The organism is Halioglobus sp. HI00S01 (genome assembly GCF_001635445.1).
GTDB lineage: Bacteria > Pseudomonadota > Gammaproteobacteria > Pseudomonadales > Halieaceae > Halioglobus > Halioglobus japonicus.
This window is the reverse complement of record NZ_LWEE01000215.1, coordinates 243,182-266,979: the sequence shown is the minus strand read 5'-3', so window position 1 is coordinate 266,979 and position 23,798 is coordinate 243,182. Positions and strand designations below refer to the sequence as shown.

The following is a 23,798-nucleotide window of genomic DNA, read 5'->3' as shown; positions in this document are numbered from 1 at the left end:
GTCCTCTGGCCCGACGAGAGACTCTACCAGCATGGGCCCCTGATTTCACTTACCGGGTGGCTTGCCCTTGCGCCGATGCTTGGGCTTATTGCCCTGTTTCTTGCGCGGCTTGCCCTCACCTTCTGTGATACGGGAAATCTGCAGGCGCTGACCACTCACCCAGACTGTTTTGAGGTGTTTAAACAATTCCTTGGGCATCCCTTCCGGCAGGTCGACGGTACTGTGGTCGTCATAGATTTCAATGCGGCCAATATACTCCGCATCAATCTCCGCCTCATTGGCAATAGCGCCGACAATGTTGCCCGGCTTGACCTTGTGCGTGTGGCCCACTTCAATCCGGAAGCGCTCCATACCTTTTTCAGGCGACGCGACTTGGCCCTTCTCCTTGGCCTCGCGAGGATCGTAGCCGTCGTCCCGGGAAGTCTTGGCCGCGCGCTTGGCTTTCTGTTTGTCTTTGTCCTGCTTTTTTTCCGCAGGGGGCTTGGCCACCAGGGGCTTTTTGCCCTGCACCATGGCCGCCAGGGCCGCAGCGACTTCCAGTACCGGCACACCGTACTCGGTCTGGTAGTCCTGTACCAACTTGCGGAACACATCGAGTTCGGCGGTATCGAGCGATTCTGAAATACGCTGTTTGAACTTGCCGATACGCTTGTCGGTGACCTCTTCGGCAGAGGGCAGCTCCATCTTTTCAATGGTCTGCCCAGTGGACTTCTCAATCGCACGTAACAGGCGTCGCTCGCGGTTAGCCGCAAACAGGATGGCGTCACCTTTCCGACCGGCACGCCCGGTGCGACCAATGCGGTGCACGTAGGCTTCTACATCGTAGGGAATGTCGTAGTTGACCACGTGGCTGATGCGCTCCACATCCAGCCCTCGAGCCGCGACATCGGTTGCCACAAGAATGTCGAACTTGCCGCTCTTCAATTTCTCAATCGTCGTCTCACGCTGCTTCTGCGGAATGTCACCATTGAGGGCCGCCGAGGCGTACCCGCGGGCAGCCAGCTTCTCGGCGAGCTCGGTGGTAGCTAGACGCGTCCGCACGAAGATAATCACCGCGTCGAAATCCTCCACCTCAAGAATCCGGGTGAGCGCATCGAGCTTGTGGACGCCGGCCATCATCCACACGCGCTGGCGGATTGACTGGTTGGTGACCGTCTGCACTTCAATGGCGACTTCAACCGGGTCGTTCAGGTGTGCGGTGGCAATGCGATGAATGGCCTCGGGCATAGTCGCGGAGAACAGCGCCACCTGACGCTCCTCGGGGGTCTGCTCAAGAATCCATTCTACGTCGTCAATGAAACCCATGCGCAGCATCTCGTCAGCTTCATCCAGCACCAGAGTTTTCAGGCCGGACAAATCCAGGGAACCGCGGCGCATGTGATCCATGACACGGCCCGGTGTCCCCACCACCACCTGTACACCGCGCTTGAGCTGGCGCAACTGGCCGCGATAGTCAGTACCGCCATAAATGGGCAGCACATGGAAATCGTCCATATACGTAGCGTACTTCTGGAAAGCCTCGGCGACCTGGATAGCCAGTTCACGGGTGGGCGTTAACACCAGCACCTGGGGCGACTTACCCATCGGCCCCAGCGTAGCAAGCGCAGGCAGCGCAAACGCAGCCGTTTTACCCGTGCCTGTCTGGGCCTGACCCAGCACGTCGCGTCCTTCCAGCAGCGCGGGAATAGTCGCCGCCTGAATAGCGGAAGGCGTCTCGTAGCCAACGTCGGCCAGAGCTTTTTGCAGGAATTCGGGAAGGGCCAGCTCTGAAAAGCTGGTTACCGCCGCTTGCGTAGACATGTCGTTTCCTTGGGCGGCAGAATCGGCCGCCCCCGAATAGGGAGGGGCGGCGATTATACAGACTTAAGCGCTAGAAGCTATAGCGGATGCCCGCCTCGATCGAGCGGCCGGCCTCCGGGGCCACCTCGCGCAAGAAGGAGGTGCTCAGGCGAATCTCTTCATCGGAGATGTTCTTGAAGCTCACAAACGTGACCATCTCGTTGCCGCCTACGATGAAGCGATACTCACCGCCGAGGTCCCAACGGGTATAGCCCTCGGTTTCCTCTTCATTGGCGCCGGGATTATCCTGATCAGCCGCGTCGATAACGCTGGCCCACAGCTCCCAGTTCTCGGCAGACCACATCAGGCGGCTACCGACCCGAACCGGAGGCAGGCGCGGCACATCGTCGCCGTTATCCAGCTCAGCGCGGGTGATATCGCCATAGAGGTCAAGGCGCAGATCACCACCGGCGGCACTCATCAGCGTCCACTGGGTCTCTACTTCCAGGCCATAGAACTCGGCATCCTGCTGGTTGTAAACATAGACCGGGGTCTCGTCCACTTCCTCGCCCGTGGCGAGCAGGCCGATGTAATCCTCGAAATCGTTGTAGTAGGCGGTGACGGTAACGGAGTGATCCTCACCCATCCAATCAACGCTGAGGTCGATATTGTTGGAGGTTTCCGTGTCCAGGTTGGCATCGCCAATCTCAATGGCGCCCGTCGCTGCATGCACCACCAGATCGTGCTCGTCTTCGGCCTCCACGTTGGAGTACAGCTCTTCGGTGGTCGGTGCTCGCTCTGCCATGGACAACGCCGCACCTAACTGCCAGGCCTCGTCGATGGTCCACAGTGCGGAACCGGAGGCGCTAAAGGAACTAAAGGTCTCCTTGCTGGCCGCAAAGGTATCAGGATCGCGCTCATCGCGATCGAAACGCGCGCCGATCTCAAACAGCCAGTCGCCGGCGTGGTAGTCCTCGACCAGGAATACGCCAATCTCGCTGTTATCAGTCACCGGAATGAAGGCTTCCTCGCCCAGAGCACTGAATTCACCACTGAGCGCCTGCAGACCCAGCACACCGTGGAAGTTGCCCATGGGCTGGTGTACTGCCTCGAGCCGGCCTTCCCAGGTTTCATTGGAGTAAGTGGTGCCCACCTCGCCGTTACCTTCAATTTCCGAGTGCTCGTAATCGGTATAGGTCAGGAAGCCGCGGACCACGTCCGTGCCGGGCAGCTCGTGCAGGTGCAGAGCAACGTCATAACGCGTTTGTTCAACGTCCAGGGTAATGCCGTCACCGTGGCCGTGCTCGTCATGCTCTTCGCCTTCGTGCTCGTCGTGCTCGTCGTGCTCGTCGCCTTCATGTTCCTCGTGTTCTTCGTGCTCTTCCTCATCGTGATGGCCATGACCACCTGCGGGAATCCCGTATTCATTCTCCAGGCGGTTGACCGCCAGGCCGATAAAGCCGCTGTCGAAGTGGAAGGCACTGCCCAGGGTCAAACTCTTGGTGCGCCCTGCGGTGTTTTCCAGCACACCTTTGCGCTGTTCTTCGCCTTCATGTTCCTCGTGCTCTTCGTCGTGCTCGTCATGCTCGTCGTGGTCTTCGTCATGCTCGTCGTGATCTTCCTCGTGCATGGCGTAGCCGGGAATCTCAAGATCGCTCCAGTCCCGGTAAAGCATGTCGGCATGAAAAGCGAAGTTGCCGGCACTGCCGTCGAAGCGGCCCACCACATTGTCGAGGTCCGATGCGGTGTCGTGTCGATATTCCAGACCACCGCTGGCCTCATCCTGCAGGGTGGTGGGAATACGATTGTCCAGGACATTGACCACACCACCAATAGCACCACCGCCATACAGCAGGGTTGAAGGTCCACGCAGTACCTCGATACTGTCCGCCAGCATGGGCTCTACCGATACGGCGTGATCCGCGCTGATGTTGGAAGCGTCAGCGCTGCTGGTACCGTTTTGCAGCACGGTGACGCGAGCGCCCTGGTGGCCACGGATAACCGGCTGACCAACACCCGGGCCGAAGGAAGCATTGGCAATGCCAGGCTTGTTCTCAAGGGTCTCACCGATAGTGCTGGCGGCAGCCCGACGCAGTTCTTCTCCACTGAGTACGGTAACGGGCAGCGCAGTTTCGGCCTCCTGTTTGTGCAGGGGTACCGAGACCAGCACATGCTCCATGGCGGGATCATCTTGCGCTAACGCGGCGTTCGCCGCGGCCACAGCCACAGCGAGGGGAATCAGTCGTTTCATGTCTATCTCCTGGGGTAAAAATCTAGTGTTCTAATTCAGGAGATAAAGGGAGGACCTCTAGACAAAAAGGGGACAACCGCACCAGCCCGGGCCGCGAGCACGGGCCCTGCCTCTCGCGCATGTGCGCCCAGTTCAGGCAGCACCAGCGATGCAAACGCCGGGGGGGCGACATCATTGCCGGACTGTTGGATCAGGCAATGGACAACACTGTCATCCGCACTGTGCCAAAAATCATGACCGGCCTCTTCAACCTGCAGCGCAGCCACGAACAGCAGCGCCACCAGGGCGAGCGCCCGGGCGGTGATGTTCTTGCCGAGCTGGTCAGAGCGCGTCATGTAATGCCTTGATAGGTCGTGGGGTGCGGATTATATATACGCTGCGGTGCCCATGACTACCGGCAGCAGGGCTAGCCAAACCAGCTCAGCAGCAGGTTGATCACCATGGCATTGCACAGATCAATGAAGAATGCGCCCACCAGTGGCACCACAATGAATGCCCGCGGAGCCGGGCCCAGAGACTTGGTTACGGCGGTCATATTGGCAATGGCGGTCGGTGTGGCACCCAGCGCCAGGCCGGAGTAGCCGGAACACATCACCGCAGCGTCATAGTTGGCACCGAGCAACCGAAATACCACGAATACCGAGAACAGGGTAATCAAGACCACCTGCGCCACCAGGAGCATCATCATTGAGCCAGCAAGATCCGCCAGCGCCCAAAGCTGCAGGCTCATCAGCGACATGGCCAGGAACAGGCCCAGGCTGACATCGGACACCAGCGCCAGGGAGCGGGTACCCGTGGGCCATTGATACTTGGGCAAGAAACGCGGCAGGCTGTTAGTGAGAATAATGCCGGCAAACAGGCAAGTGACAAACTCCGGCAGTTTCAGTCCGAGCTGTCCCAGCCAATCATTCAGATGAATGCCCACGCCAATGGCAATGGCAATCACCAACAGCACTTTGAGAATGCCATCGACGTCGATAATTTCGTGTTCCTTGTAGCGGAAACCGACAGTGAGATCGACATCTGTTTCCGGCGCCAGTTTGTAATGCCAGACCAGGAAACGAGCGATGGGGCCGCCGATAATCCCCCCGAAGATCAAACCAAAGGTGGCACAGGCCAGGCCAATCTCCATCGCATAGGGAATACCGTACTCACTGGCGAAGGTAGGCGCCCAGGCAATCGCGGTGCCATGACCACCGCTAAGGCTGACCGACCCGGTGAGCACACCCAGCACAGGCGGACCGCCGGTGGCTGTGGCAATGCCAACACCCACCAGGTTCTGCATCATCAGGTAGCCACCGGCCAATACCAGCAGGATGAGCAGCGACTTACCACCCTGTTTGAGCACATCAATTCGGGAAGACAGGCCAATGGTCGTGAAAAACACAATCAACAGCATGTCCCGATTAGCCATATCAAACGTGACTTCGGTATCAGCAAGGGCGTAGAGAAGGCCAAACAGCAACGATGCCAGTAAGCCGCCAGTGACTGGCTCGGGAATATTGTAGTTGCGCAGCAGGTGCACGCGCCCATTGAGGTAGCGCCCCAGATACAGGACCAGAATGGCGACGATTAACGTCTGCCGGGGATCGAGCTCCATGGGATAAGCCTACTGCTGGCTGAATGTTGCGACGATGTCACCCCCGCACAGCAATGCGAGCTTGTCGCCGTCCATGCGGTAGGCATCGACCTTGCCCAGCGTCTGCAAATAACTCTGCTCCAACTGACCGCCGTCAGGGCAGGCCATCATGGTGGTGGCCATATTGCCAAACGACAGAGGAGTGCCATGGGTCGAGCGCCCATCGGAGCTGAATCCACCGGTATAGCGATTGCAGCCGGCAAAACCGGCCGCGGTGCTCTTGCCCTGGTTCATGTGCAGGTCCACCCGTTTGCCACCGGCTCCCGCGGGGGCTGACTCCCCACCCAGAGTTTCCAGGTACCACACGATGGTGCCATCTTCCACGTCCTGGTCCGAGGCTGCTGCGCCGCCGGTGGCTGACGATGCCTGGGGCTCAGCCCTGGCGACGCTCTGCACCATCACTTTTACAGGGTTGCCGCTAAAGGGATCGATATATTCTGTATTGGTAAAGCGCAACTGTCCATTGGGATCGGTGATGCGAACACGCAGTGCATAGCGCATCCGTTCATCGATCTCACTGGGCTTGTATTCGATACTGAAGGGGTACGGCGGCCCACCCTGGGGCTTCAGAAGCACGCTGGCCATCACTGTAGCCATGGCGTCAGCACGGGAAATATCTTCCAGCTGTACCTCGACCTCGCTGCCGGGGGGCAACATGATCCGCTCCCGGTAAAAAACCTCACCTTCGATCGTAGCCACTTGCGCAACCTCCTGTACCGGTTCGGACTCCACAACCGCAGGCGCAGCAGGCGCCGCGGCCTGCTCGTCCCCACCGCAGGCGGTGAGACCAAGGGCCAGGGCTGCCACAAGGGCAGCAAGGGGTTTGCCGGCAACGGCGACGTGCTTGTTCAACATGCTAGGACTCCTGTCTGGGATACCCAAACTATAGCCCATGCACGGCGATCAGGCAGATAACTGCTCCAACATCTCGGCCATTTTCTGCTGAACCGCAACTACGGCTTTGAGCGGGCGCAGCATGACCTTGAACTCGGAGATCTTGCCCTGCGCATCAAACGTCAGGATATCCACGCCATTCACGTCCAGGCCATCCACCTTAGTGACAAATTCCAGCACCGCGTGGTCGCCGCTAACCACTTCCTTGACGTAATGAAAGTCGCCGCCCACATTGAGAATGTGGAAGGCGCCGGTGAGGTACATCCGGGTCAACTCGCCCCCTTCCTGAGGGGTTTGCAGTACCGGCGAAACAAACACGCAGTCATCGGCAATCACCTCCTCCAGGCGTGAAGAGTCCTTGTTGACCAGCATGTCGTGCCAAATGTGCAGTGTTTCGGTCATGGGTACCTCGTAAATCTGTTTAACTGAACCGAGTAGGCGCAGATGGTAAGTGATCGAAGTTAATCTTCAAAGCTAAAGCCAGACTACCAGAGCTTCAACATCAACACCGGCGTGCGCGCCTTATAGGCTTCGTAATCCTCCCGCCCACCCCACTTGGCGTCTGCCTTCTTTTCCAGTAGCGGCACACCGCTGACTCTCGAGAGCAACAGGTAGACAAACACCGGTGATATCAGGGTAACCAACGCCCAACCCTGCAGCGCAGGCGCAGCAATCAGCGCCACACCAAACCACAGCAGAATCTCACCGAAGTAATTGGGGTGCCGGGAACGCGCCCACAATCCCTCGGTAATAAACTGGCCAGCGCCAGCCCGACTGCGGAACGCGCGCTTCTGGCGGTCGGCAACCACTTCTATGGCAAAACCCGCTAACCACAGCAAAGCGCCGAGAATTTCAATTGCACCCACGGGGGATGCGTTACCCGCGCTGATTGCCGCCAGTGCGGCACCCGCAGTAATCAGCACCCACAGGCCCTGCAAGCTCCAGGTAAAAAAGAAACGCAGCGGATTGGGCTTGATCTTGTCAAAGCGATCGTCGGCACCATCCTGGTGAATGCGGGCAAACAGGAAGCTTCCCAATCGACCAGCCCAGATAAGAACACAACCCGCCAGAATCAGCGATCGCGTGTCATAGGCACCGGCCAGTACCAGTGCTAACAGCACGCAGGTGATGTAGGTGGTGCTGCCAATCAGGTCGTAAAACTTTTCTGTCTGCTTCAGGTAGGCCGGCACGAAGGCCACCCACTGGATGACAAATGCCAGCAACGCACACAGTGCGAATACCGGCAGCCCGGCAAACTCGGCCGACCCCTGGCTACCCGCCCAGGCCACCCCCAAACCAAGAATATAAACGATCAAGATACCGCGCATGGCTTACTCCAAAAGTGTTCAGGCAAAAATATGGCGGCGCACCAGTGCCGCCACAGAGGAAATACAGTGCTTAGAAGTGCCAGTTCGCCTGCAGGTAAGTCGTGCAATGCATAGTACTGTTCCAGGCTGCAATGATTTATAAGTGACAAGTGATTTTCTATTCTGACGCCTTAAGCGGCCCGGCCAGTATATCGGTTCTTTTGTAAAAGTTTCTAGCCGGTTGATAGAAAAATTTCCCTGTGAACATCGATGCTAGCGCACTGTCCGCCTGGTACAGGCCGTCAGGACTTTGATATGGAAAAGCGGTAAACAGTTGCGCTCTGGTAGACCTGCCCCGGGCGCAATTCTGTCGATGGGAAATGAACCACATTGGGGGAATTGGGCAGCCGCTGAGTTTCAAGGCAAATTCCCTGGTGTGGCCCGTATTGGCAATGATTCTTGCCTGGCAACCCTTGCGGAAGAAAATTGCTTGTATAAACCTGCACTGCGGTCTGATCAGTAAACACCTCTAAACGGATACCGGATATCGGTGCCTCAAGGCAGGCCACAGGTGTTTCCAACTGCGTGTCGCCTCCCGCTAAAATCCACGCATGATCAATGCCATCGACACCCATCCTGTCACCGACTGCGGCGGGGCTGGTAAAGTCCAAAGGCGAACCCGCCAGAGACACTAGCGCCCCCGTAGGAATAGCATCCTCATCGAGGTCAGCCACTTTGTCACTAAAAAGCTGCAGGCGATGATCATGGATACTTCCTGCCGCATGTCCCTCCAGATTGAAGTACGCATGATTGGTCAGGTTGATGACGGTGGGCTTATCCGTGACTGCCTGGTATTCAATTCGCAGCGCATTGTCATCAGTGAGCGTGTAACGCACGGAAACTTCAAGCGCCCCAGGGTACCCTTCTTCACCATCCGGGCTAAGGCGGCGCAGATGCGCGACACTCGGACTGGGCTGCTCCAATGACCAGGTATGACGACTAAAGCCCACGCTGCCACCGTGAAGATGATGCGGAGCGCTATTGCGATTCAGCTGATAGCGAACACCATCGAGCGTGAATGTGGCCTGGGCGATACGCCCCGCGTAGCGCCCGACCACACTGCCAAGATAGTAAGGATCCTCGAGGTAGTCCTGGACGGATTCATAGCCCAGTACAACGTCGCGCAGCTCGCCTGCCAAATCTGGGACCCGCAAAGATAGTAATGCGGCCCCAACACTGGATATTCGGGCGCTACATCCTCTGCTGTTTACCAACTCCACCGTATGGCGGCGAGACTCAGTGGGTTCTGTCGATGCCATTCGTCATAGAGAGGTCTGTCACCTCTTCTGTTCTCGCTGCTGCAATGTGTTGTCGCACTGTGCTTATTCGCAAGGACAATGGCAAGTGACTAAACGCTTAGTTCAGCATAGCTCTCGATCATAGCTCTGCGAGCTGTCATTGATGATCTGGTCGAATCGCTCAGGACAGGCGGGCTAAAAACTCATCAATCGCCAGCCTGGACGCGGGCTCTTTCAAGGTTGGGGCGTGCCCCCGATTGGGAATTTTCGCATAAACAAGATCAGGCTTCCTGGCTTGCATTGCCGAAACACAGGTCTTGGCAAGAATGTCAGATGACTCCCCATGCACAACCAGCAACGGCATACCATCCAGAGTGTCGAACACGGGCCATAGATCGGGAGGAACAGCGGACTCCTCGTTATCGTCTATCGGCTGGCTGAGATATGGCGGCATCATAGGCCAGAACCGGCACCCCGCCCTTGTCCCTATGAATACCCTGGGTAAAGCCCAGCCATTTATCATCCGTGAAATTCGGGAAAGCGATGGCCTTGAGTTCACGGGCCTGTTGGATTGCCTCGCCCCAGGTGGTTACCGGGCTGGTCTTGCCGACATAGGCTTTGATCCGGTCCAGTCCACGCTGGTCAATCTCGGGGCCGATGTCATTGATGATCATGTCGCGAATACCTGCGGGTTGGGTGGCCGCCACAATAAACTGCATCAATCCACCCATGGAGGTACCGCACAGCATAACCTGATCGATATCGAGGTCGGCAAGGAGTGAGACCATATCCTGCACATAAGTGCCGGGATTGTAGTTTGCCGTATTGGTATCGTACTCCGACTTACCCCGGCCGAGACAATCCGCACTGATGCCCCTGTAGCGCTCGCTGAGGCGATGCGCCAGGCCGGCAAACTCCGCCGAGTTTCGGGTCAGGCCATGCATGCACAGCACCACCGACGGCGAAGCGTCGCGCTGATTGCGTACATCAACAACTCCCCCTACTGGGGCGAGAAAATGATGACAAAACTGTTCGATAAACTGGTGCTGGAATACATCGAAGCGTTGCGCGGGGCCTTACCTGGCGCTCGCGATGAGGACTTGTACTGGTGCTACCACAATCTGTCGGGGGCGCTGACCCTGACCCTCGCCCAGACCGGCAGGATCGACAAATTATCCGGGGGCAAGTGCCGCTCAAGCGACTTTCAGGCGACCTAAGATCATATGATCCCATTCACCGCGGCGGGCTTTCGCCAGGTGTTTGGCGTTACAGGCTGACAGTCACGCGGCGAAAACCACCGCCATCGGCACAGGAATCGCTGCCGACAAAACTTTCCAGCCGGGCATCGACCTCGGCATGATCACCGGCATCAATTGCAAACATCAGGCCATCCACGTAGCCAAGCGCTTTGGAAAGAATGTTGTCTCTCTCTAGATCATCAAATCCATCGAGCACGGTATGGGTACGCGCGCCATACTCGTCTTCTGACAAGTAACCCAGCGACTGCTCAGCCAACACACAAGCCAGCTGACGGGACGCCGAAAATTCTTCGGGTGCCAGGGAAAGGCTGTGTGCCGCAGAAGCAACAAAGCTCAGTATCAAAGCGATAACCAGCGAACGCATATTCATAGATCTGTAAGAGTCAGCAACGTGAGTCGTTTCGACCACCGGGTGGTCGGGCTATTTGCGCCACCATAACGCGGGTTTTTTACAGGAATGTGACCCTTTTTTGACAGACGCTATGAGCGCCCCAAACGCACCACCTTGATCATGACGTCTATGTGTCATGTGTATGAATCAAATATGAATTTTTTGTGACAAAGATAGATGGCCAGTCAGATTTATGGGTATATTTTCACCATCACTTAACAGGCTATTGTTATTGTTTTATGACAGAACAATGAATATATGGCCGCACCCCACGGTGTGGCGCAGTTGAACGCCACCCGAGCGCAAGAGGTATTACACAATGAGAACATTCATCGCTGCAGTAACGACGTCCGCCCTGCTGATCACGCCTTGCCTGGCCCTGGCAGAGTCCGATAAAGACTGCCTGCTGGAAGGCACTGTGTACGAATCCGGTGACAGCCAGAGTGTGAAATTTCACTCCGCGAAGAAATACGACGAGGATGCCAATTGCCGCGTTCGCCGGGGGGAAAAAATGGAGTTTAAACTGCCGGAAGATACGCGTCTGAAAGAGGCCCCCTCCGGCAGTACCGTGAAGTACCGATACCAAGAGAACAAGGACGGCACCAGCAAGACTGAACTGGTTTCCGTAGGGGCATAATCGCCGTCTCTCAAGAGCGTCGCCATTTCGCAGGCTGACTCCCGACGCTTGCTAGCAAAGCTTCACACCCTCGAAGACGCTTTGAGTCGACAAAAAAAGGGGCGCTAAGCGCCCCTGATCACTAGAACCTGGCCTTCAGGCCAAAGCTGTAAGTCACGCCGGGGTCCCAACGCTCATAAAGTTGCCCACCCTGGGTCAGCTCAACCTCAGAATCGAGGATGTTCGCCGCCTTGGCTTCGAATTCCAGCGTGTCATTGCCCCAGGGCAATTCGTACTTGAACAGCAGATCAACACGCCTGCGGGCTTCTTCAATAATGTCCGGCGCATTGTTTTCACCCACCAGCACAATCCGCTCACCAGTGTAGTTGTAAGCCAGGCTGGTGGTAATCCCCAGATCGTAGTCCTCGAACACAAACAGCAGGTTGCCCAATACATCTGACTGGCCCGTCATCTGGCGTTCATTGGAGAACAGAGGTGCTATCTGGCGGCCACCTGTCAGCGGAATATCCGCAGCGGTTTCACCGTCACCGAGCAGTGTCACTTCAGAGTCTATCCACGACACGTTGGCCTGAATGCGAAACCCATCCCACACCGGGTCGAGGTCAAACCAGGTAGCAAAGTAAAGATCCTTGCGGATATCAAACTCCACACCCTCCAACTCTGCTTCCTCGGCATTAAACCAGGTGAAAATATCCCCCTGGGCCTGAATCTTGGCAATCTCGATGGGGTCGGTGAATTCCTTATAGAACACACCCAACGACATTTCATCCGCGCTGCCGAAATACCACTCCCAACGGGCGTCATAGTTCTCTACGTCCGCCGGCTCCAGGAACACGTTGCCGCGGTAGAGGTTCTGGTCCTCGGGATTGCGCAGCGTCGAACCGGTAATCTCCAAAAGACTGGGACGGTTAACCGTCTCAGACCAGGCAAAACGCAGCTGCATATTCTCCACAAACTCCCAGGTCATCGACACTGCAGGCAGCGTGTCGCTATAAGAGCGCTCGACCAGGTTTTCGGTGCCTGGATCGGTGTTGCCGCCCCACGCATCGGCGACAATATCAGTTTGCTCGTCGCGCACACCCAACTGTAAGCGCACCGTCGACAGAATTTGAGCATCCCAGGAACCGTAGAACCCTTCTACTTCCTCCGAAGATTCGGCGAACGGGAAAATACCCGAAGCATTCGCTTGGCCTGCCGAGAAATCACGTACGGCGAGGTACTGATCTATCCAGTTGTCATTACTGAACAACTGCCGCGGCGTCTGCCATGCAACATACTGAGGTGTACCGGGTTGCAGTTCGAATCGAAACAGGCGGTCTTCGCTCTCACGAGTACGCTCGTAAGTGGAGTAACCCGCTTTGATCACACTATCGAGAAAGTCCAGGGGCAGTTCGATATCAAAGCCGTATTCCTCAATGGTGTCATCGAGCTTGCTGTAGTTGCGATCAGGCGCCTGGTATACATCGCGCAAATCACCCGCGGCCTGGCTACCCGGATGCACCACGGCCATATTGCCGGAGTTATCTTCGGCGTAGGTATAGGTGCGGGTATCAGGGGCTTCACGGGAACCGCTGCCGTCGACAACCCGCCACTCCAGCAGCATATCGTTGAGGCCGCTGAAGTAATGCTCACCGTTCAGCGAATAGGAGATGATTTCGTTCTCGGTCCACTGCAGGCGATAGCTCTCCACGAAGGTGCCATCGGTCACATCGTCCTCAGAAGAGAAACCGCGGTCCTGCTGCACCTCGTCCTCCGACTGACGCAGATTCAGCGCGGTAACGGACAGCGAGTTGTCCTGGTTGATCTCCCAGCCAACATTGAGGAAGCCGCTCAGGTTCACCGTCTGCTTGGTGATCCAGCGCGTGTAATCCACTGTCTGGTTGCTGCCACCGTCCACACCGGTGAACTCATAGCGCGCCAGATCCTTGATCGTATTGTTCCAGATGTTGGTGTATTTGACGTTCGCGAGAATGCCAATGGCCTGGCCATTATCGAGGTCGAAGCGCTTACCCAGTTCCAGGTCACCGGAATAGATAGGCTTCATGTCCTTCTCATAGATGTCCCAGTTGTTATAGAAACTGGCCCCGAGATTCGACTTGGCCGGGTAGTCGACGTCCTCAAACTCTTCGCTGGTCAGACCCTGGATGTTTTTGGGAATCTTGCGCGTACCATCGTCCCAACCCCAGTTGTCGTTTTCACCACCGCGATAGAAGATGCCGTCGCCACCCGTGGTCTCGGAGTTGCCACCGATCCTCAGCTTGGCCGTCAGGTAATCCTCATCCGGGATTGTCTTGGTACGGATATCAACCACACCACCGGAAAAATCACCTGGATACTGGGCAGAATAGGTCTTCTGTACCAGTAGGCTCTTCACGATATTGTTGGGGACGATATCCAGGGGCACCGTTTTCTGAAACGGTACCGGAGATGAAATCCTTGAGCGATTGAGCAGGGTTGATGAATAGCGCTCCCCAAGCCCGCGGACATAGACGTACTTGCCTCCCACGAGACTGAGACCGGATACACGGGCCAGGGTGGCACCCACGGTGGTCTCGGGCACGATGTTCATATCCTCTTCGCCAACCACATTGGAGATTTCAGAGGTGTCTCGCTTTTCATCAGGAATGAACTCACCGAGCACAAAGACTTCTTCGATTTGCGGCGAAGGAACATCAATGTCCTGTGCAACAGTGCCGGCGGAAAGTCCCGCCAGCACTGAGGTGACCGCTGCTGCTAGTCGATTGCGTTTCATGTAATGCACTCTCGTCGCTTACAGGCCAAATACCCAGGAGCCTTTCCAGCTGTCGAAGTCGGAACCGACCACGTCAGAGGATTCAAAGAATCCATCGGATGGCAGGGTGGCGGCCGTCGGAATACTGCCGTCCTGGGTCACGTTGACCGCGCCGTCCAGGTACATCTGCAGGTCCGCGTTGTCGCCGTCGACAACCTCAGGACAACCGAAAGACGCGCTCTCGATATTGATATCCATGCCAATCAGCCCGACCGAGGTATCGCCATCCACATCGATACAGGTTGCGTTGCCGCTCACCATCACGTTGTAGAGGTCAGCACCGGTGCCGCGGCGGAGGCGAATACCGCGCTCGCCGGAGTTACCCATGATGGACATGTTGGCAATGGTCGGGTTGGAACGCGGTTCGGCGTTCTCGTCACCTTCACGGTTGTCAGCCTCGATACCATTGTCGGCAGAGTCATCAGCCTGGACGATGTGGACATACTGCAGTCGGCCCTGCCAACCGTCGGTCCAGTCCAGCGAGTCGTCTGCATTGCCGCTGAGTACAACGTGCTTGGCATCAACGGTGCCGCCAAAGAACTCGATTCCGTCATCGAGGTTGTTGTGGACCTGGATGAAGTCAACCATGGTGCCGGAACCCACGCCCTGGAAGGCGATACCGTTCAGCTGGTTTTCGGGGTCGACGTTGGAACCTGCGTACTTGACCACAACATAGTTGAGGCTACCGCTTGAGTCGGCGGCATCCGCGCCACCGAACAGGCCGGAATTGGCCTCGCCTTCCTTGGTGCACCCAACAGTGCCGCCTTGAGCACCCTCAGGGCAGTCGTTGATTGGCGCGTTACCGTTGATCACCAGACCACCCCAGAGACCGCGAGTCGCCGGAGCAACACCGCTGCCATCCACGTCGGCCAGGCCGGTCAGGGTGACAGGCGCGGTTGCCGTGCCGTTTGCCACAATCCGGGAACCGCGAGATATGACCAGGAAGTCCTCGGCGTCGTCACCGACGATGGTTACACCAGCATCGATCGTCAGGGCTGCTGAGTCGGTGTTATCACCGCCCACGGTCACCTTGCCGTCGAGTACGTAGTAGTTACCCATGGTCAGCTGCATGTCGGCGATGATGCTCTGCGGCAGCAGGCACGAGGGCGTACCGTTGATGTCATCACCTTCGGTAGTGCCATCGGGACAGCCCGCAGGCTCAGCCGGGAAGTCCGGGCTGCCAAGGTCGATGTCACCGAAGGCCCAACCCGCAGTCCAGTCGTTGGCAGGATCTGCCGCACCGATGAAGTCAACGGTTTCGAAGTCACCCATGCCCGCGAGATCTACCGGCATGACAGAGCCACCGGTTTGGGACACATTGCCCAGGCTGTCGAGGTAGGACTGCAGTTCGGGGTTGTCACCGTCAACCACCTCGGGGCAATTGAAGGACACGCCGTCAAACAGGATTTCGGTGCCCAGCAGGCCGTTGGAGGTGTCACCGTCAACGTCAATACAGGTGGCGTTGTCGGTAATGTAGGTGTTGTACATGCGGATACCAGTACCGCGGCGGAAACGAACACCGCGCTCACCCGGGTTGCCAACGATGGACATGTTGGCAATCATCGGCGCAGAGCGCGGCATGGCGTTTTCGTCGCCCTCGCGGTTGTCTGCTTCGATACCGTTGTCTGCTGAATCAGCCGCCTGGTTGATCACCAGGTACTGAATGTTGCCCTGCCAACCGTCTGTCCAGTCGAGAGAATCATCGGCATTGCCTGTGAGCACCACGTGCTTGGCAGAAACAGTGCCGCCAAAGAACTCGATGCCGTCGTCCAGGTTGTTGTGAACCTGCACATAATCGACCATGGTGCCGGAGCCGACGCCCTGGAAAGCGATGCCGTTGAGCTGGTTCTCAGGGTCAACGTTAGAGCCGGCGTACTTGACCACCACGTACTTGAGGCTACCGCTTGAGTCGCTGGCATCGGAACCGCCAAACAGACCGGAGTTGGCCTCGCCTTCTTTGGTGCACTCGTCGGTGCCACCAACAGCACCTTCAGGACAGTCGTTGATCGGCGCGTTACCGTTGATCACCAGACCGCCCCACAGACCGCGTGTCGCGTCACTCACACCTGTGCCGTCGACGTCGGCGAGACCGGTGAGCGTGATCGGCGCATTGGCGGTGCCGTTCGCGACTATCTGGGAACCCCGCGAGATAACCAGGAAGTCCTCGGCGTCATCGCCTACGATAGTCACACCCGCGTTCACCGTGAGGGTCGCGGAGTCTGCGTTGTCGCCGCCGACAACAACCTTGCCATCGAGCACATAGAAGTTGCCGGACGACAAGGTGAGGTCAGATGTAATGCTCTGGGGCAAAATGCAGGAAGGCGTACCGTTGATATCGCCACCCTCTGTGGTACCGGCGGGGCAACCTGTGCTCGGCAGGTCGCCGCCACCGTTGCTCACGGAACCGGCGACTGTCCAGCCAGCTGTCCAGTCATCGCCACCAAACGCGCCGATAAAGGGCGCTGATTCAAAGTCACCGGACGGTGTGACAGGGTTCACCTGGCCGCCAGTTTGGGAGACTTCTTCCGCGGTATCGAGGTAGGCCTCGACCGCGCCATCATCGTCATCCCGATGTGTCTCGGCACAGCCAAAGCTGGTACCGCCGATCGTCAGATCCGTACCGAGCAGGTTGCGCGATTCACCACCAATACGCAGACAGGTACCGGAGTCCACAACAAAGCTGTTAGTCAGGTGAATGCCAGTACCGCGGCGGAAGCGCAGACCGTTCTCGCCACCCAGACCGTAAGCGGACATGTTGGTGATATCGGGCAGTGACCGCGGCTCAGCGTTCTCGTCACCTTCGCGGTTATCCGCTTCGATGAGGTTATCGCCGCTGTCTTTCTGCTCCATGTACAAGTACTGAATGCTGCCCTGCCAACCGTCAGTCCAGTCGAGGGAGTCATCGGCATTACCCGTCAGTACCACGTGGCTGGCGGATACAGTACCACCGAAGAATTCGATACCGTCGTCCAGGTTGTTGTGAACCTGCACGTAATCAACTTCTGTACCGGCACCGACACCCTGGAACGCAATGCCGTTCAACTGGTTCTCTGGATCGACGTTGGAGCCTGCGTAAGAGACAACCACATACTTCAGGATACCGCTGTTGTCAGTGGGATCGTCGCCACCAAACAGGCCGGAGTTCGCCTCGCCTTCCTTGGTACACTCAGCGGTGCCACCTGCGACGCCTTCCGGGCAATCGTTGATCGGTGCGAAGCCGTTGATGACCAGGCCACCCCAGAGGCCGCGTTCGTTGTCCTCAACCTCGCCAGTCACCGCCTTGTCAGCGGTAAAGTTAATCGGTTGCTCGGCTGTACCTTCGGCGCGGATCTGACAACCCTGCTCGATGACCAGGAAATCCTCGTTAGTCGCCCCGACGATAGTGGCGCCTTTGGCCACTTCAAGCACACAGGACTGGGCCTGTGATTGAGCGCTGTAGCCGGTGGAAACCAGCAGGCCTGCCGCAACGGCGCTGTAAAGTTTTGTACGGTTCATTCTGCAATCTCTCCCTTAACCGTTGCCGACGCTAAGGGCGCCGCCTGAAATTCGAAATACGACGTCGTTGCCCAGCAACAGGCCTTCGGGATTCAAGCGACCACCCGGCAGCGCGGTCACGTCGATATCGTAAATTTCACGACCGTCGTTCGCGGTCTCACCGGAGGGCGTAATGACCGACTCCAGGCTCGCGGGAATAACGCTCATGACGACATCGCCGTCTCCGCCGCCGTCTCCGCCACCGTCACCACCGCCGTCTCCGCCGCCATCACCACCGCCGTCGCCGTCAGGAACAACAACAATCTGACCAGGCGAGACATTGTCAGACGAAGAACCACCACAGGCGGTGAGCGAAGTAAGAAGCAGCGCGAGCCATATCTGCTTCAGCCGAGTTTCACGAATCATGTTGAACCCCTGTTTTAAAGTGCAAGAACGCACGACACATATATATTCCCGGCACATTCACCGGTTGCTATGAGCCGCAGTCTAGGAGGACAACGTGACAAAAATGTGATCGGGATATGTCGGAATTGTTAAATCTTATGCAGTGCTAGCGTGTTGTTAGCGGTCGAAGCATCTGGTGTCAGGTGAATACGTGTCATAAAAATTTCACCTGTTGGTAGCCTGCACGTCACTCAAGCGGCCGATGCTTGCGCCAGAACTACAATCAGGGCCAGGCCATGAATCGAGCTGCAGACAAAACCAATGAAGTTGAGAAAACGCGCATCCGCGACGAAATCGATGCGCAAATCGCCGAGTACCTGAAGGCGGGCGGTGAAATAGACGTGCTCAGCGACACGCCCAACCGAGGAAAATCCCCGATGGGTTCGGTCTGGCATAATGGTGATGATTTACCCGGCATCAACCCCTAACTATAACGGGGGCCGGCTGATGAAATCTAAGCCGGGCAAGGCGCGCTGCTAGAGATCCACCTCGCGGTGGTATTCGCGCTCAATTTTTTGCTGCTGCTCGTAGCGGCTGACACCGCGCCGGCGCTTGCTGTCACGCATGCGCTGTTGATAGCGCTTGCGCCGATAATCAGCCACCAGCCGGGGGAATCGCTCAGCTTCCTCCTCTCCGGCGATCAGTGCCTCGATAAAGGCGATATCAATACCCACCCGGTAGGCAATGCGACTGGGGCGGATTTTATGGGCATGGTACTCGGCCACAATATGCATCTGCTGCTCGCGGGAGTGGTGACACTCCCTGGAGTAACCGTAGGGCGGCGACGGGGTACGGGTGTCGTTGTGGGGTAGTGATTCTGACATATCCCATTATTTAGCAGCCCCCCGGGAAATTGCAATTGCAGATACCCAGATGTCACGAAACTGGCGACATTCCCAAACCAGTGCAATACTGAAAGAGAATGCACACCCAGAAGGATACAACAATGAAACGAACTTTCCTTGCCACTGGTCTTATTGCGAGCGCACTGATTCTGAGCGCCTGCAGCGCTGAACCGGGTAGTGAACGCTGGTGTAACGAGAAAAAAGAACAACCCAAATCCGAGTGGACAGGCGGCGACGCTGCCACCTTTGCCAAGAACTGCATTATCGATGGCAGCGAGGTGGGTTCAGAAAAATGGTGCGAAAAACTGTCCGAGAAGGACAAGGGAGAATGGACCGCCAGCGAGGCGTCTACATTTGCCAAGCACTGTGTGATGTAAGGAAACAGATGCCATGACCACCTCTTTCACCCGGCTTTTGCCGGGTTTTGCTTTTTTTGTTGCCCTCGCTATTACCCCAGTCACTCTCGCGGGGGACTCGCTGCAGCGTGTTATCGATTTCAAGACCCTGACGGTAGGCACCTCTGGTGACCAACCGCCCATGACGGCCATTAGCAAGCAAGGCGGCGTCATGGGCTTTGATATTGATCTCGCCAAAGGCCTGGCCAAGGCCATGCGCGTCGAGCTGGATATCAAGGTCCTGCCCTTCGGCGAACTGCTGGACGCCCTGGAGAACGATGAGATCGACATGATTATGTCGAATCTCTCGATTACCCCGGAGCGCTCCGAGCGGGCCCACTTCATCGGCCCCTACATGATGTCTGGCAAGTCAATCCTGACTCGCAGTTCAGTGCTGGCCGCCGCCCAGAACAGCGAGGACTTTAATCGCGCTGACCTTGAGCTGGCCGCCGTGGAGAACTCAACCAGCGCCATGTTCGTCAGCGAAATCGCCCCCGATGCTAACCTGGTGGCGGTAGAGAGCAGTGATGCCGGCGTAGCCATGCTGCTGGAAGGTAAAGTGGATGCACTAATGGCCGATATGGCCGTGTGCAAGCTCGCCGTGCTGCGCCACCGGGACGCTGGCCTAGTTACGCTGCAGGAACCGTTAACCATCGAACCCGTAGGCATTGCTGTGAGCCTCGACGACCCCTCTTTTCAGAATCTGGTAAGCAACTACCTGCGGGCATACGAGAAAACCGGCGTGCTCACCAACCTGCGCAAAAAATGGTTTGAGCAGAGCGACTGGGTGAGCGCACTGCCCTGATGGCAGCCCAGGTACTTTCCCCATGTATCGGTTTATTTGCGCCCTGCTGGCGCTGATGGGTATAAGCGTGGCCTCCGCCAATCCACTGGTGATCGCCCATCGCGGCGCCAGTGGTTACCTGCCTGAACACACCCTGGAAGCGAAGGCCATGGCCCACGCCATGGGAGCGGACTTTCTCGAACAGGACGTGGTATTAACCGCCGATGGCATACCTATTGTCTTACACGACATCCACCTGGACCCAACCACCGATGTGGAAGAGCGCTTCCCCGATCGCGCCCGAGAGGATGGGCGCTACTATGCGCTGGATTTCAGCCTGGCGGAGATTCGCTCGTTGCGCGCCCATGAGCGCACTGTTAAGCGCGACAGCGGCGAGCGCGAAGCCGTCTATCCCGGGCGGTTCCCACTCGATACCGGCCATTTCACGGTGCCTACCTTAAAGGAAGAGATCGATCTCATCACAGGCCTCAATCGCAGCACCGGCCGCCACACAGGTCTCTACATCGAATTGAAAGCTCCCCAATGGCACACGCAGCAGGGCTACGACGCCGCCAAGGCGGTTCTCGCCGTGCTCGAGCAAACCGGCTACACAGACCAATCCGATCGGGTCATTCTCCAGTGTTTCGACGCGGCTACCCTCAGGCGCCTGCGCCATGAACTGAACACACCGCTACCGCTCATTCAACTCATCGCCGACAATAGCTGGGGCGAAGACGGTGACAATGACTACGATGCCATGCGCACCGCCGCGGGCATTGCCGATATCGCCACCTACGCCGATGGCATCGGCCCCTGGATTCCCCAGTTGCTCGCAATCGATAGCGCCAGCGGAGCAGCACTCAGTACCGGACTTGCGGAGTTGGCTCACGAGGCGGGCCTGGTGGTCCATCCCTATACCTTGCGTGCCGACGACCTGCCCGATGGCATAACCGTGGAGCAGTTACACACTGCGCTGTTTGAGCTTGTCAAAGCCGACGGTTTGTTTACCGATTTCCCGGATCTCACGCGCGCGTTCCTGGACAGGTAAGATTCACGCGCTCCCCGCTGGCGCCACCGCTCACAACAGGGCATTATTCCTTTACCGGTTCCCCACAAACCCGATTAACGCCAGCCTCTTTGCACTGGCGTCCAAAAGCACCCGCAGATTGGACATCGACGTGACACCAAAAATAAATCGACGGACCAAAATTGTTGCCACCGTAGGTCCGGGCAGTGAATCCGAGGACATGCTCGCCAGGCTCATCAGTGCCGGCGTGGACGTATTCCGCCTCAACTTCAGCCATGGCAGCAGCGAGCAGCATGCGCTCGTGGCCAAGCGGATACGTAAACAGTCAGCCATCGCCGGGCGCTACGTGGGCATACTCGCCGATCTGCAGGGCCCAAAAATCCGCATCAGCACGTTTCGCGAAGGCGCCGTCCAACTCGCAGAAGGTGACCCGTTTCGGCTGGATCTGAACCTGGGTGAAGGTGAGGGCGATCAACGCGCCGTGGGCCTGGACTATCGCGAGCTATGCAATTTCGTCAGCCGCGACGACATCCTCCTGCTGGACGACGGCCGCATGCGACTCAAGGTCGATGAGGTCACTGCCTCAACGGTTGAGTGCACCGTCGTCATTGGTGGCAAGCTAAGTTCTCGCAAGGGTATTAATCGACTCGGTGGTGGTCTGGCCGCCCCGGCGCTTACCATAAAAGACATGGCCGACATCAAGGAACTCAGCCACGTTAAACCTGATTTCGTGGCGGTGTCCTTTGTGTCCAGCGCAGCTGATATCCAGCAAACTCGCGATTTACTCAACGAGAGCAACGTCGATGCAGGCATTATCGCCAAGATCGAACGGGCTGAAGTCGTGGCCGACGAAGAAATCCTAAACGGTATTATCCGCGCCTCGCTGGGCGTCATGGTTGCGCGCGGCGACCTGGGTGTAGAGGTGGGTGACGCGCAGCTGATCGGTATTCAGAAGGAACTCATTGCCCGCGCGCGTAAAATGGATCGCGTGGTAATTACCGCCACCCAAATGATGGAGTCCATGATCGACAACTCCATGCCCACGCGCGCCGAGGTATTTGACGTTGCCAACGCCGTGCTCGACGGCACGGACGCAGTCATGCTGTCTGCTGAAACCGCGGTCGGCAAGTACCCCGTGGAAGTAGTCACAGCCATGTCAGACGCGGCACTGGGTGCCGAGCGGCAAGCCGTTGCCCGCACCTCTCGCTATCGACTGGAACGCCAGTTCTCCACGGCCCAGGAAACCATTGCGATGGCCGCAATTTACGCCGCCAACCACTACGGCAACGTCCGCGGCATTGCCTGCCTGACCGAGAGCGGCAGCACCCCACTGCTCATGTCGCGCCTCAGTTCCGGGCTCCCTATTTTTGGCATGAGTGCCAGGCCGGAGACTCTGCAAAAGCTCACCCTCTGCCGAGGGGTTGTGCCCAAGTTCTTCGATGCCGGCGCTTTCGACGACGAAGAAATCGAGTCCCGCGCGATTGAATTCCTCCAAGACGACGGCTATTTGCGCAAGGGCGATTCGATCCTGCTCACCAAGGGCACCGTCATGGGTCAAACCGGCTCCACCAACATCATGAAGATACTCGAAGTCCAATAATGCCCCACACTCGCCTCGTCGCCGATGTTGGCGGCACCAATACCCGCATCGGTATCTACGATGCTGACATTAACGACTTTCGGTCCGTTACCGGCTACAGCAACAACGAGTACGGCAACCTGGAAGAAGTCATCGAGCAGTGGCTTGGCGATCTCGAGGAAGCACCACCACAGCAGGCCTGTATTGCAGCAGCAGCCCCACCTTCCGGTGACCGGGTACAGATGATTAACATTGGCTGGGGCTTTTCCTGCAGCGAGCTGGCGACGCGATTCGGCTTTTCCCAATTTCTCTGGCTCAACGACTTTCAGGCCAATGCCCACGCCCTTCCGTACCTGGGCAGTGGCGAACTCGAAGGCGTGCAGGCGGGAGAAACCAATGATGAACTGCCGCTGGCGGTTGTGGGCCCTGGCACCGGCCTGGGCGGCGCCTCATTGCGGCAAGTGAACGGCATAGCCGTGGCCAGTGACGCCGAGCCAGGACACGCGGGCCTGTCCCCCGGCAACGAACTAGAGCTGGCCATATTCCAGCACCTGCTGCCCCAGTATGGCAACATCTACACTGAGCTGTTCGTCTGTGGCGCGGGCCTGGCGCGCCTCTACCAGACCATTGCACAGATCAATGGTCAGCCGGTGGAAGATTTAACGCCTGCTCAGGTTTCTGAGCGCGCCCTGGCCGGGAGTGACAGCCACTGTGTTACCGCACTGGAAACTTTCTGCGCGTTGTTGGGATCCTGTTGCGGTGATTTCGTGCTGAGTAACGGGGCCTACGGCGGGCTGTTTATCGCCGGCGGCATTGTCCCGCGCATCACACCCTATCTCCGTGAAAGTGCCTTTCTGGAGCGTTTCCGAGCCAAGGGCGCTATGCAAGAGTTTCTCTCCAGGGTACCGGTGCAAATCATTACCGCCCCTCACCCCGGCCTCGTAGGTGCGGCCCACGCACCCATACAGGAATAGCGACGCGCC

Annotated in this window: 22 protein-coding genes; 8 read left to right on the top strand and 14 right to left on the bottom strand. The window is 57.6% G+C overall.

What is annotated here, in order from left to right; genetic code table 11:
* Positions 1 to 45: 45 nt before the first annotated feature.
* The 9 genes from A3709_RS17175 to A3709_RS17130 form a co-directional block, all read right to left on the bottom strand.
* Positions 46 to 1,800 (bottom strand): DEAD/DEAH box helicase, encoded by a 1,755-nt coding sequence (locus A3709_RS17175; protein WP_066057388.1) that lies wholly within the window; start codon positions 1,798 to 1,800, stop codon positions 46 to 48.
* A gap of 70 nt (positions 1,801 to 1,870) precedes the next feature.
* Positions 1,871 to 4,030 (bottom strand): TonB-dependent receptor, encoded by a 2,160-nt coding sequence (locus tag A3709_RS17170; protein ID WP_066057386.1) that lies wholly within the window; start codon positions 4,028 to 4,030, stop codon positions 1,871 to 1,873.
* A gap of 35 nt (positions 4,031 to 4,065) precedes the next feature.
* On the bottom strand, positions 4,066 to 4,365 hold the full coding sequence (locus A3709_RS17165; protein WP_066057384.1) for a hypothetical protein: 300 nt from the start codon (positions 4,363 to 4,365) through the stop codon (positions 4,066 to 4,068).
* A gap of 71 nt (positions 4,366 to 4,436) precedes the next feature.
* Entirely contained in the window at positions 4,437 to 5,630 is a 1,194-nt protein-coding gene (gene gltS, locus A3709_RS17160) for a sodium/glutamate symporter (RefSeq protein ID WP_066057381.1), read from the bottom strand.
* A gap of 9 nt (positions 5,631 to 5,639) precedes the next feature.
* On the bottom strand, positions 5,640 to 6,524 hold the full coding sequence (locus A3709_RS17155; protein ID WP_066057377.1) for a YbaY family lipoprotein: 885 nt from the start codon (positions 6,522 to 6,524) through the stop codon (positions 5,640 to 5,642).
* Between the two features lie 48 nt (positions 6,525 to 6,572).
* Positions 6,573 to 6,965 (bottom strand): nuclear transport factor 2 family protein, encoded by a 393-nt coding sequence (locus A3709_RS17150; RefSeq protein ID WP_066057374.1) that lies wholly within the window; start codon positions 6,963 to 6,965, stop codon positions 6,573 to 6,575.
* Between the two features lie 83 nt (positions 6,966 to 7,048).
* Positions 7,049 to 7,891: a DUF1295 domain-containing protein gene (locus A3709_RS17145; protein ID WP_066057372.1), complete on the bottom strand. Its 843-nt coding sequence runs from the start codon at positions 7,889 to 7,891 to the stop codon at positions 7,049 to 7,051.
* Between the two features lie 281 nt (positions 7,892 to 8,172).
* Positions 8,173 to 9,189 (bottom strand): aldose epimerase family protein, encoded by a 1,017-nt coding sequence (locus A3709_RS17140; RefSeq protein ID WP_066057369.1) that lies wholly within the window; start codon positions 9,187 to 9,189, stop codon positions 8,173 to 8,175.
* A gap of 398 nt (positions 9,190 to 9,587) precedes the next feature.
* A complete protein-coding gene (locus tag A3709_RS17130; protein ID WP_255359754.1) occupies positions 9,588 to 10,121 on the bottom strand; it encodes an alpha/beta fold hydrolase in 534 nt (177 codons plus the stop codon).
* Here A3709_RS17130 and A3709_RS17125 point away from each other — a divergent pair.
* Positions 10,065 to 10,385 carry a hypothetical protein gene (locus tag A3709_RS17125; RefSeq protein ID WP_197484260.1) on the top strand — a complete coding sequence of 107 codons (321 nt, stop codon included), beginning with the start codon at positions 10,065 to 10,067 and terminating at the stop codon, positions 10,383 to 10,385. The two genes, A3709_RS17130 and A3709_RS17125, sit on opposite strands and share 57 nt — an antisense overlap.
* A 49-nt stretch (positions 10,386 to 10,434) precedes the next feature.
* Here A3709_RS17125 and A3709_RS17120 read toward each other — a convergent pair whose 3' ends face one another.
* On the bottom strand, positions 10,435 to 10,791 hold the full coding sequence (locus tag A3709_RS17120) for a hypothetical protein (protein ID WP_156507821.1): 357 nt from the start codon (positions 10,789 to 10,791) through the stop codon (positions 10,435 to 10,437).
* A 346-nt stretch (positions 10,792 to 11,137) separates the two neighbouring features.
* Between A3709_RS17120 and A3709_RS17115 the strand changes: the two genes are divergently transcribed.
* The gene (locus A3709_RS17115; RefSeq protein WP_066057355.1) at positions 11,138 to 11,455 is read left to right on the top strand and encodes a hypothetical protein; all 318 of its coding nucleotides are present in this window, start codon (positions 11,138 to 11,140) and stop codon (positions 11,453 to 11,455) included.
* A gap of 121 nt (positions 11,456 to 11,576) precedes the next feature.
* Here the strand turns inward: A3709_RS17115 and A3709_RS17110 are convergent, their stop codons facing one another.
* Genes A3709_RS17110 through A3709_RS24015 form a run of 3 tightly spaced genes read right to left on the bottom strand, consistent with a single transcriptional unit; the run spans position 11,577 to position 18,146 of the window.
* Complete coding sequence (locus A3709_RS17110; RefSeq protein WP_066057352.1) at positions 11,577 to 14,207, bottom strand: TonB-dependent receptor domain-containing protein; 2,631 nt, start codon at positions 14,205 to 14,207, stop codon at positions 11,577 to 11,579.
* Positions 14,208 to 14,225: 18 nt separating this feature from the next.
* A complete protein-coding gene (locus tag A3709_RS17105; RefSeq protein WP_066057351.1) occupies positions 14,226 to 17,741 on the bottom strand; it encodes a hypothetical protein in 3,516 nt (1,171 codons plus the stop codon).
* Positions 17,742 to 17,756: 15 nt separating this feature from the next.
* A complete protein-coding gene (locus A3709_RS24015; RefSeq protein WP_066057348.1) occupies positions 17,757 to 18,146 on the bottom strand; it encodes a hypothetical protein in 390 nt (129 codons plus the stop codon).
* A gap of 275 nt (positions 18,147 to 18,421) precedes the next feature.
* Here A3709_RS24015 and A3709_RS17095 point away from each other — a divergent pair, with 275 nt between their 5' ends.
* Positions 18,422 to 18,613 carry a hypothetical protein gene (locus A3709_RS17095; RefSeq protein ID WP_156507820.1) on the top strand — a complete coding sequence of 64 codons (192 nt, stop codon included), beginning with the start codon at positions 18,422 to 18,424 and terminating at the stop codon, positions 18,611 to 18,613.
* A gap of 48 nt (positions 18,614 to 18,661) precedes the next feature.
* On the opposite strand, the gene A3709_RS17090 is transcribed toward A3709_RS17095, so the two are convergent.
* On the bottom strand, positions 18,662 to 19,009 hold the full coding sequence (locus A3709_RS17090) for a hypothetical protein (RefSeq protein ID WP_066057345.1): 348 nt from the start codon (positions 19,007 to 19,009) through the stop codon (positions 18,662 to 18,664).
* A gap of 122 nt (positions 19,010 to 19,131) precedes the next feature.
* On the opposite strand from A3709_RS17090, the gene A3709_RS24610 reads away from it, so the two are divergent.
* The 5 genes from A3709_RS24610 to glk all read left to right on the top strand — a co-directional run bounded on the left by A3709_RS24610 (position 19,132) and on the right by glk (position 23,789).
* A complete protein-coding gene (locus A3709_RS24610) occupies positions 19,132 to 19,407 on the top strand; it encodes a DUF3012 domain-containing protein (protein WP_066057342.1) in 276 nt (91 codons plus the stop codon).
* Between the two features lie 13 nt (positions 19,408 to 19,420).
* A complete protein-coding gene (locus A3709_RS17080; RefSeq protein ID WP_066057339.1) occupies positions 19,421 to 20,230 on the top strand; it encodes an ABC transporter substrate-binding protein in 810 nt (269 codons plus the stop codon).
* 22 nt (positions 20,231 to 20,252) lie between these two features.
* Positions 20,253 to 21,257, top strand: coding sequence for a glycerophosphodiester phosphodiesterase (gene glpQ / locus A3709_RS17075; protein WP_066057336.1), 1,005 nt, complete (start codon positions 20,253 to 20,255; stop codon positions 21,255 to 21,257).
* 130 nt (positions 21,258 to 21,387) lie between these two features.
* Positions 21,388 to 22,836, top strand: coding sequence for a pyruvate kinase (pyk, locus tag A3709_RS17070; RefSeq protein WP_066057333.1), 1,449 nt, complete (start codon positions 21,388 to 21,390; stop codon positions 22,834 to 22,836).
* The gene (glk, locus tag A3709_RS17065; RefSeq protein WP_066057329.1) at positions 22,836 to 23,789 is read left to right on the top strand and encodes a glucokinase; all 954 of its coding nucleotides are present in this window, start codon (positions 22,836 to 22,838) and stop codon (positions 23,787 to 23,789) included. The genes pyk and glk overlap by 1 nt, the downstream gene beginning before the upstream one ends.
* Positions 23,790 to 23,798: the final 9 nt, after the last annotated feature.

Excerpts from the sequence above, each read along its gene's own strand:
- glpQ (WP_066057336.1), top strand. The coding sequence starts at position 20,253 with ATGTATCGGTTTATTTGCGCCCTGCTGGCGCTGATGGGTATAAGCGTG.
- A3709_RS17110 (WP_066057352.1), bottom strand. The coding sequence starts at position 14,207 with ATGAAACGCAATCGACTAGCAGCAGCGGTCACCTCAGTGCTGGCGGGA.
- glk (WP_066057329.1), top strand. The coding sequence starts at position 22,836 with ATGCCCCACACTCGCCTCGTCGCCGATGTTGGCGGCACCAATACCCGC.
- A3709_RS24610 (WP_066057342.1), top strand. The coding sequence starts at position 19,132 with ATGAAACGAACTTTCCTTGCCACTGGTCTTATTGCGAGCGCACTGATT.
- A3709_RS17120 (WP_156507821.1), bottom strand. The coding sequence starts at position 10,791 with ATGCGTTCGCTGGTTATCGCTTTGATACTGAGCTTTGTTGCTTCTGCG.
- A3709_RS17155 (WP_066057377.1), bottom strand. The coding sequence starts at position 6,524 with ATGTTGAACAAGCACGTCGCCGTTGCCGGCAAACCCCTTGCTGCCCTT.
- A3709_RS17150 (WP_066057374.1), bottom strand. The coding sequence starts at position 6,965 with ATGACCGAAACACTGCACATTTGGCACGACATGCTGGTCAACAAGGAC.
- A3709_RS17145 (WP_066057372.1), bottom strand. The coding sequence starts at position 7,891 with ATGCGCGGTATCTTGATCGTTTATATTCTTGGTTTGGGGGTGGCCTGG.
- A3709_RS24015 (WP_066057348.1), bottom strand. The coding sequence starts at position 18,146 with ATGATTCGTGAAACTCGGCTGAAGCAGATATGGCTCGCGCTGCTTCTT.
- A3709_RS17165 (WP_066057384.1), bottom strand. The coding sequence starts at position 4,365 with ATGACGCGCTCTGACCAGCTCGGCAAGAACATCACCGCCCGGGCGCTC.
- A3709_RS17140 (WP_066057369.1), bottom strand. The coding sequence starts at position 9,189 with ATGGCATCGACAGAACCCACTGAGTCTCGCCGCCATACGGTGGAGTTG.
- A3709_RS17090 (WP_066057345.1), bottom strand. The coding sequence starts at position 19,009 with ATGTCAGAATCACTACCCCACAACGACACCCGTACCCCGTCGCCGCCC.
- A3709_RS17170 (WP_066057386.1), bottom strand. The coding sequence starts at position 4,030 with ATGAAACGACTGATTCCCCTCGCTGTGGCTGTGGCCGCGGCGAACGCC.
- A3709_RS17080 (WP_066057339.1), top strand. The coding sequence starts at position 19,421 with ATGACCACCTCTTTCACCCGGCTTTTGCCGGGTTTTGCTTTTTTTGTT.
- A3709_RS17095 (WP_156507820.1), top strand. The coding sequence starts at position 18,422 with ATGAATCGAGCTGCAGACAAAACCAATGAAGTTGAGAAAACGCGCATC.
- A3709_RS17175 (WP_066057388.1), bottom strand. The coding sequence starts at position 1,800 with ATGTCTACGCAAGCGGCGGTAACCAGCTTTTCAGAGCTGGCCCTTCCC.
- A3709_RS17115 (WP_066057355.1), top strand. The coding sequence starts at position 11,138 with ATGAGAACATTCATCGCTGCAGTAACGACGTCCGCCCTGCTGATCACG.
- A3709_RS17125 (WP_197484260.1), top strand. The coding sequence starts at position 10,065 with ATGCGCCAGGCCGGCAAACTCCGCCGAGTTTCGGGTCAGGCCATGCAT.
- A3709_RS17105 (WP_066057351.1), bottom strand. The coding sequence starts at position 17,741 with ATGAACCGTACAAAACTTTACAGCGCCGTTGCGGCAGGCCTGCTGGTT.
- gltS (WP_066057381.1), bottom strand. The coding sequence starts at position 5,630 with ATGGAGCTCGATCCCCGGCAGACGTTAATCGTCGCCATTCTGGTCCTG.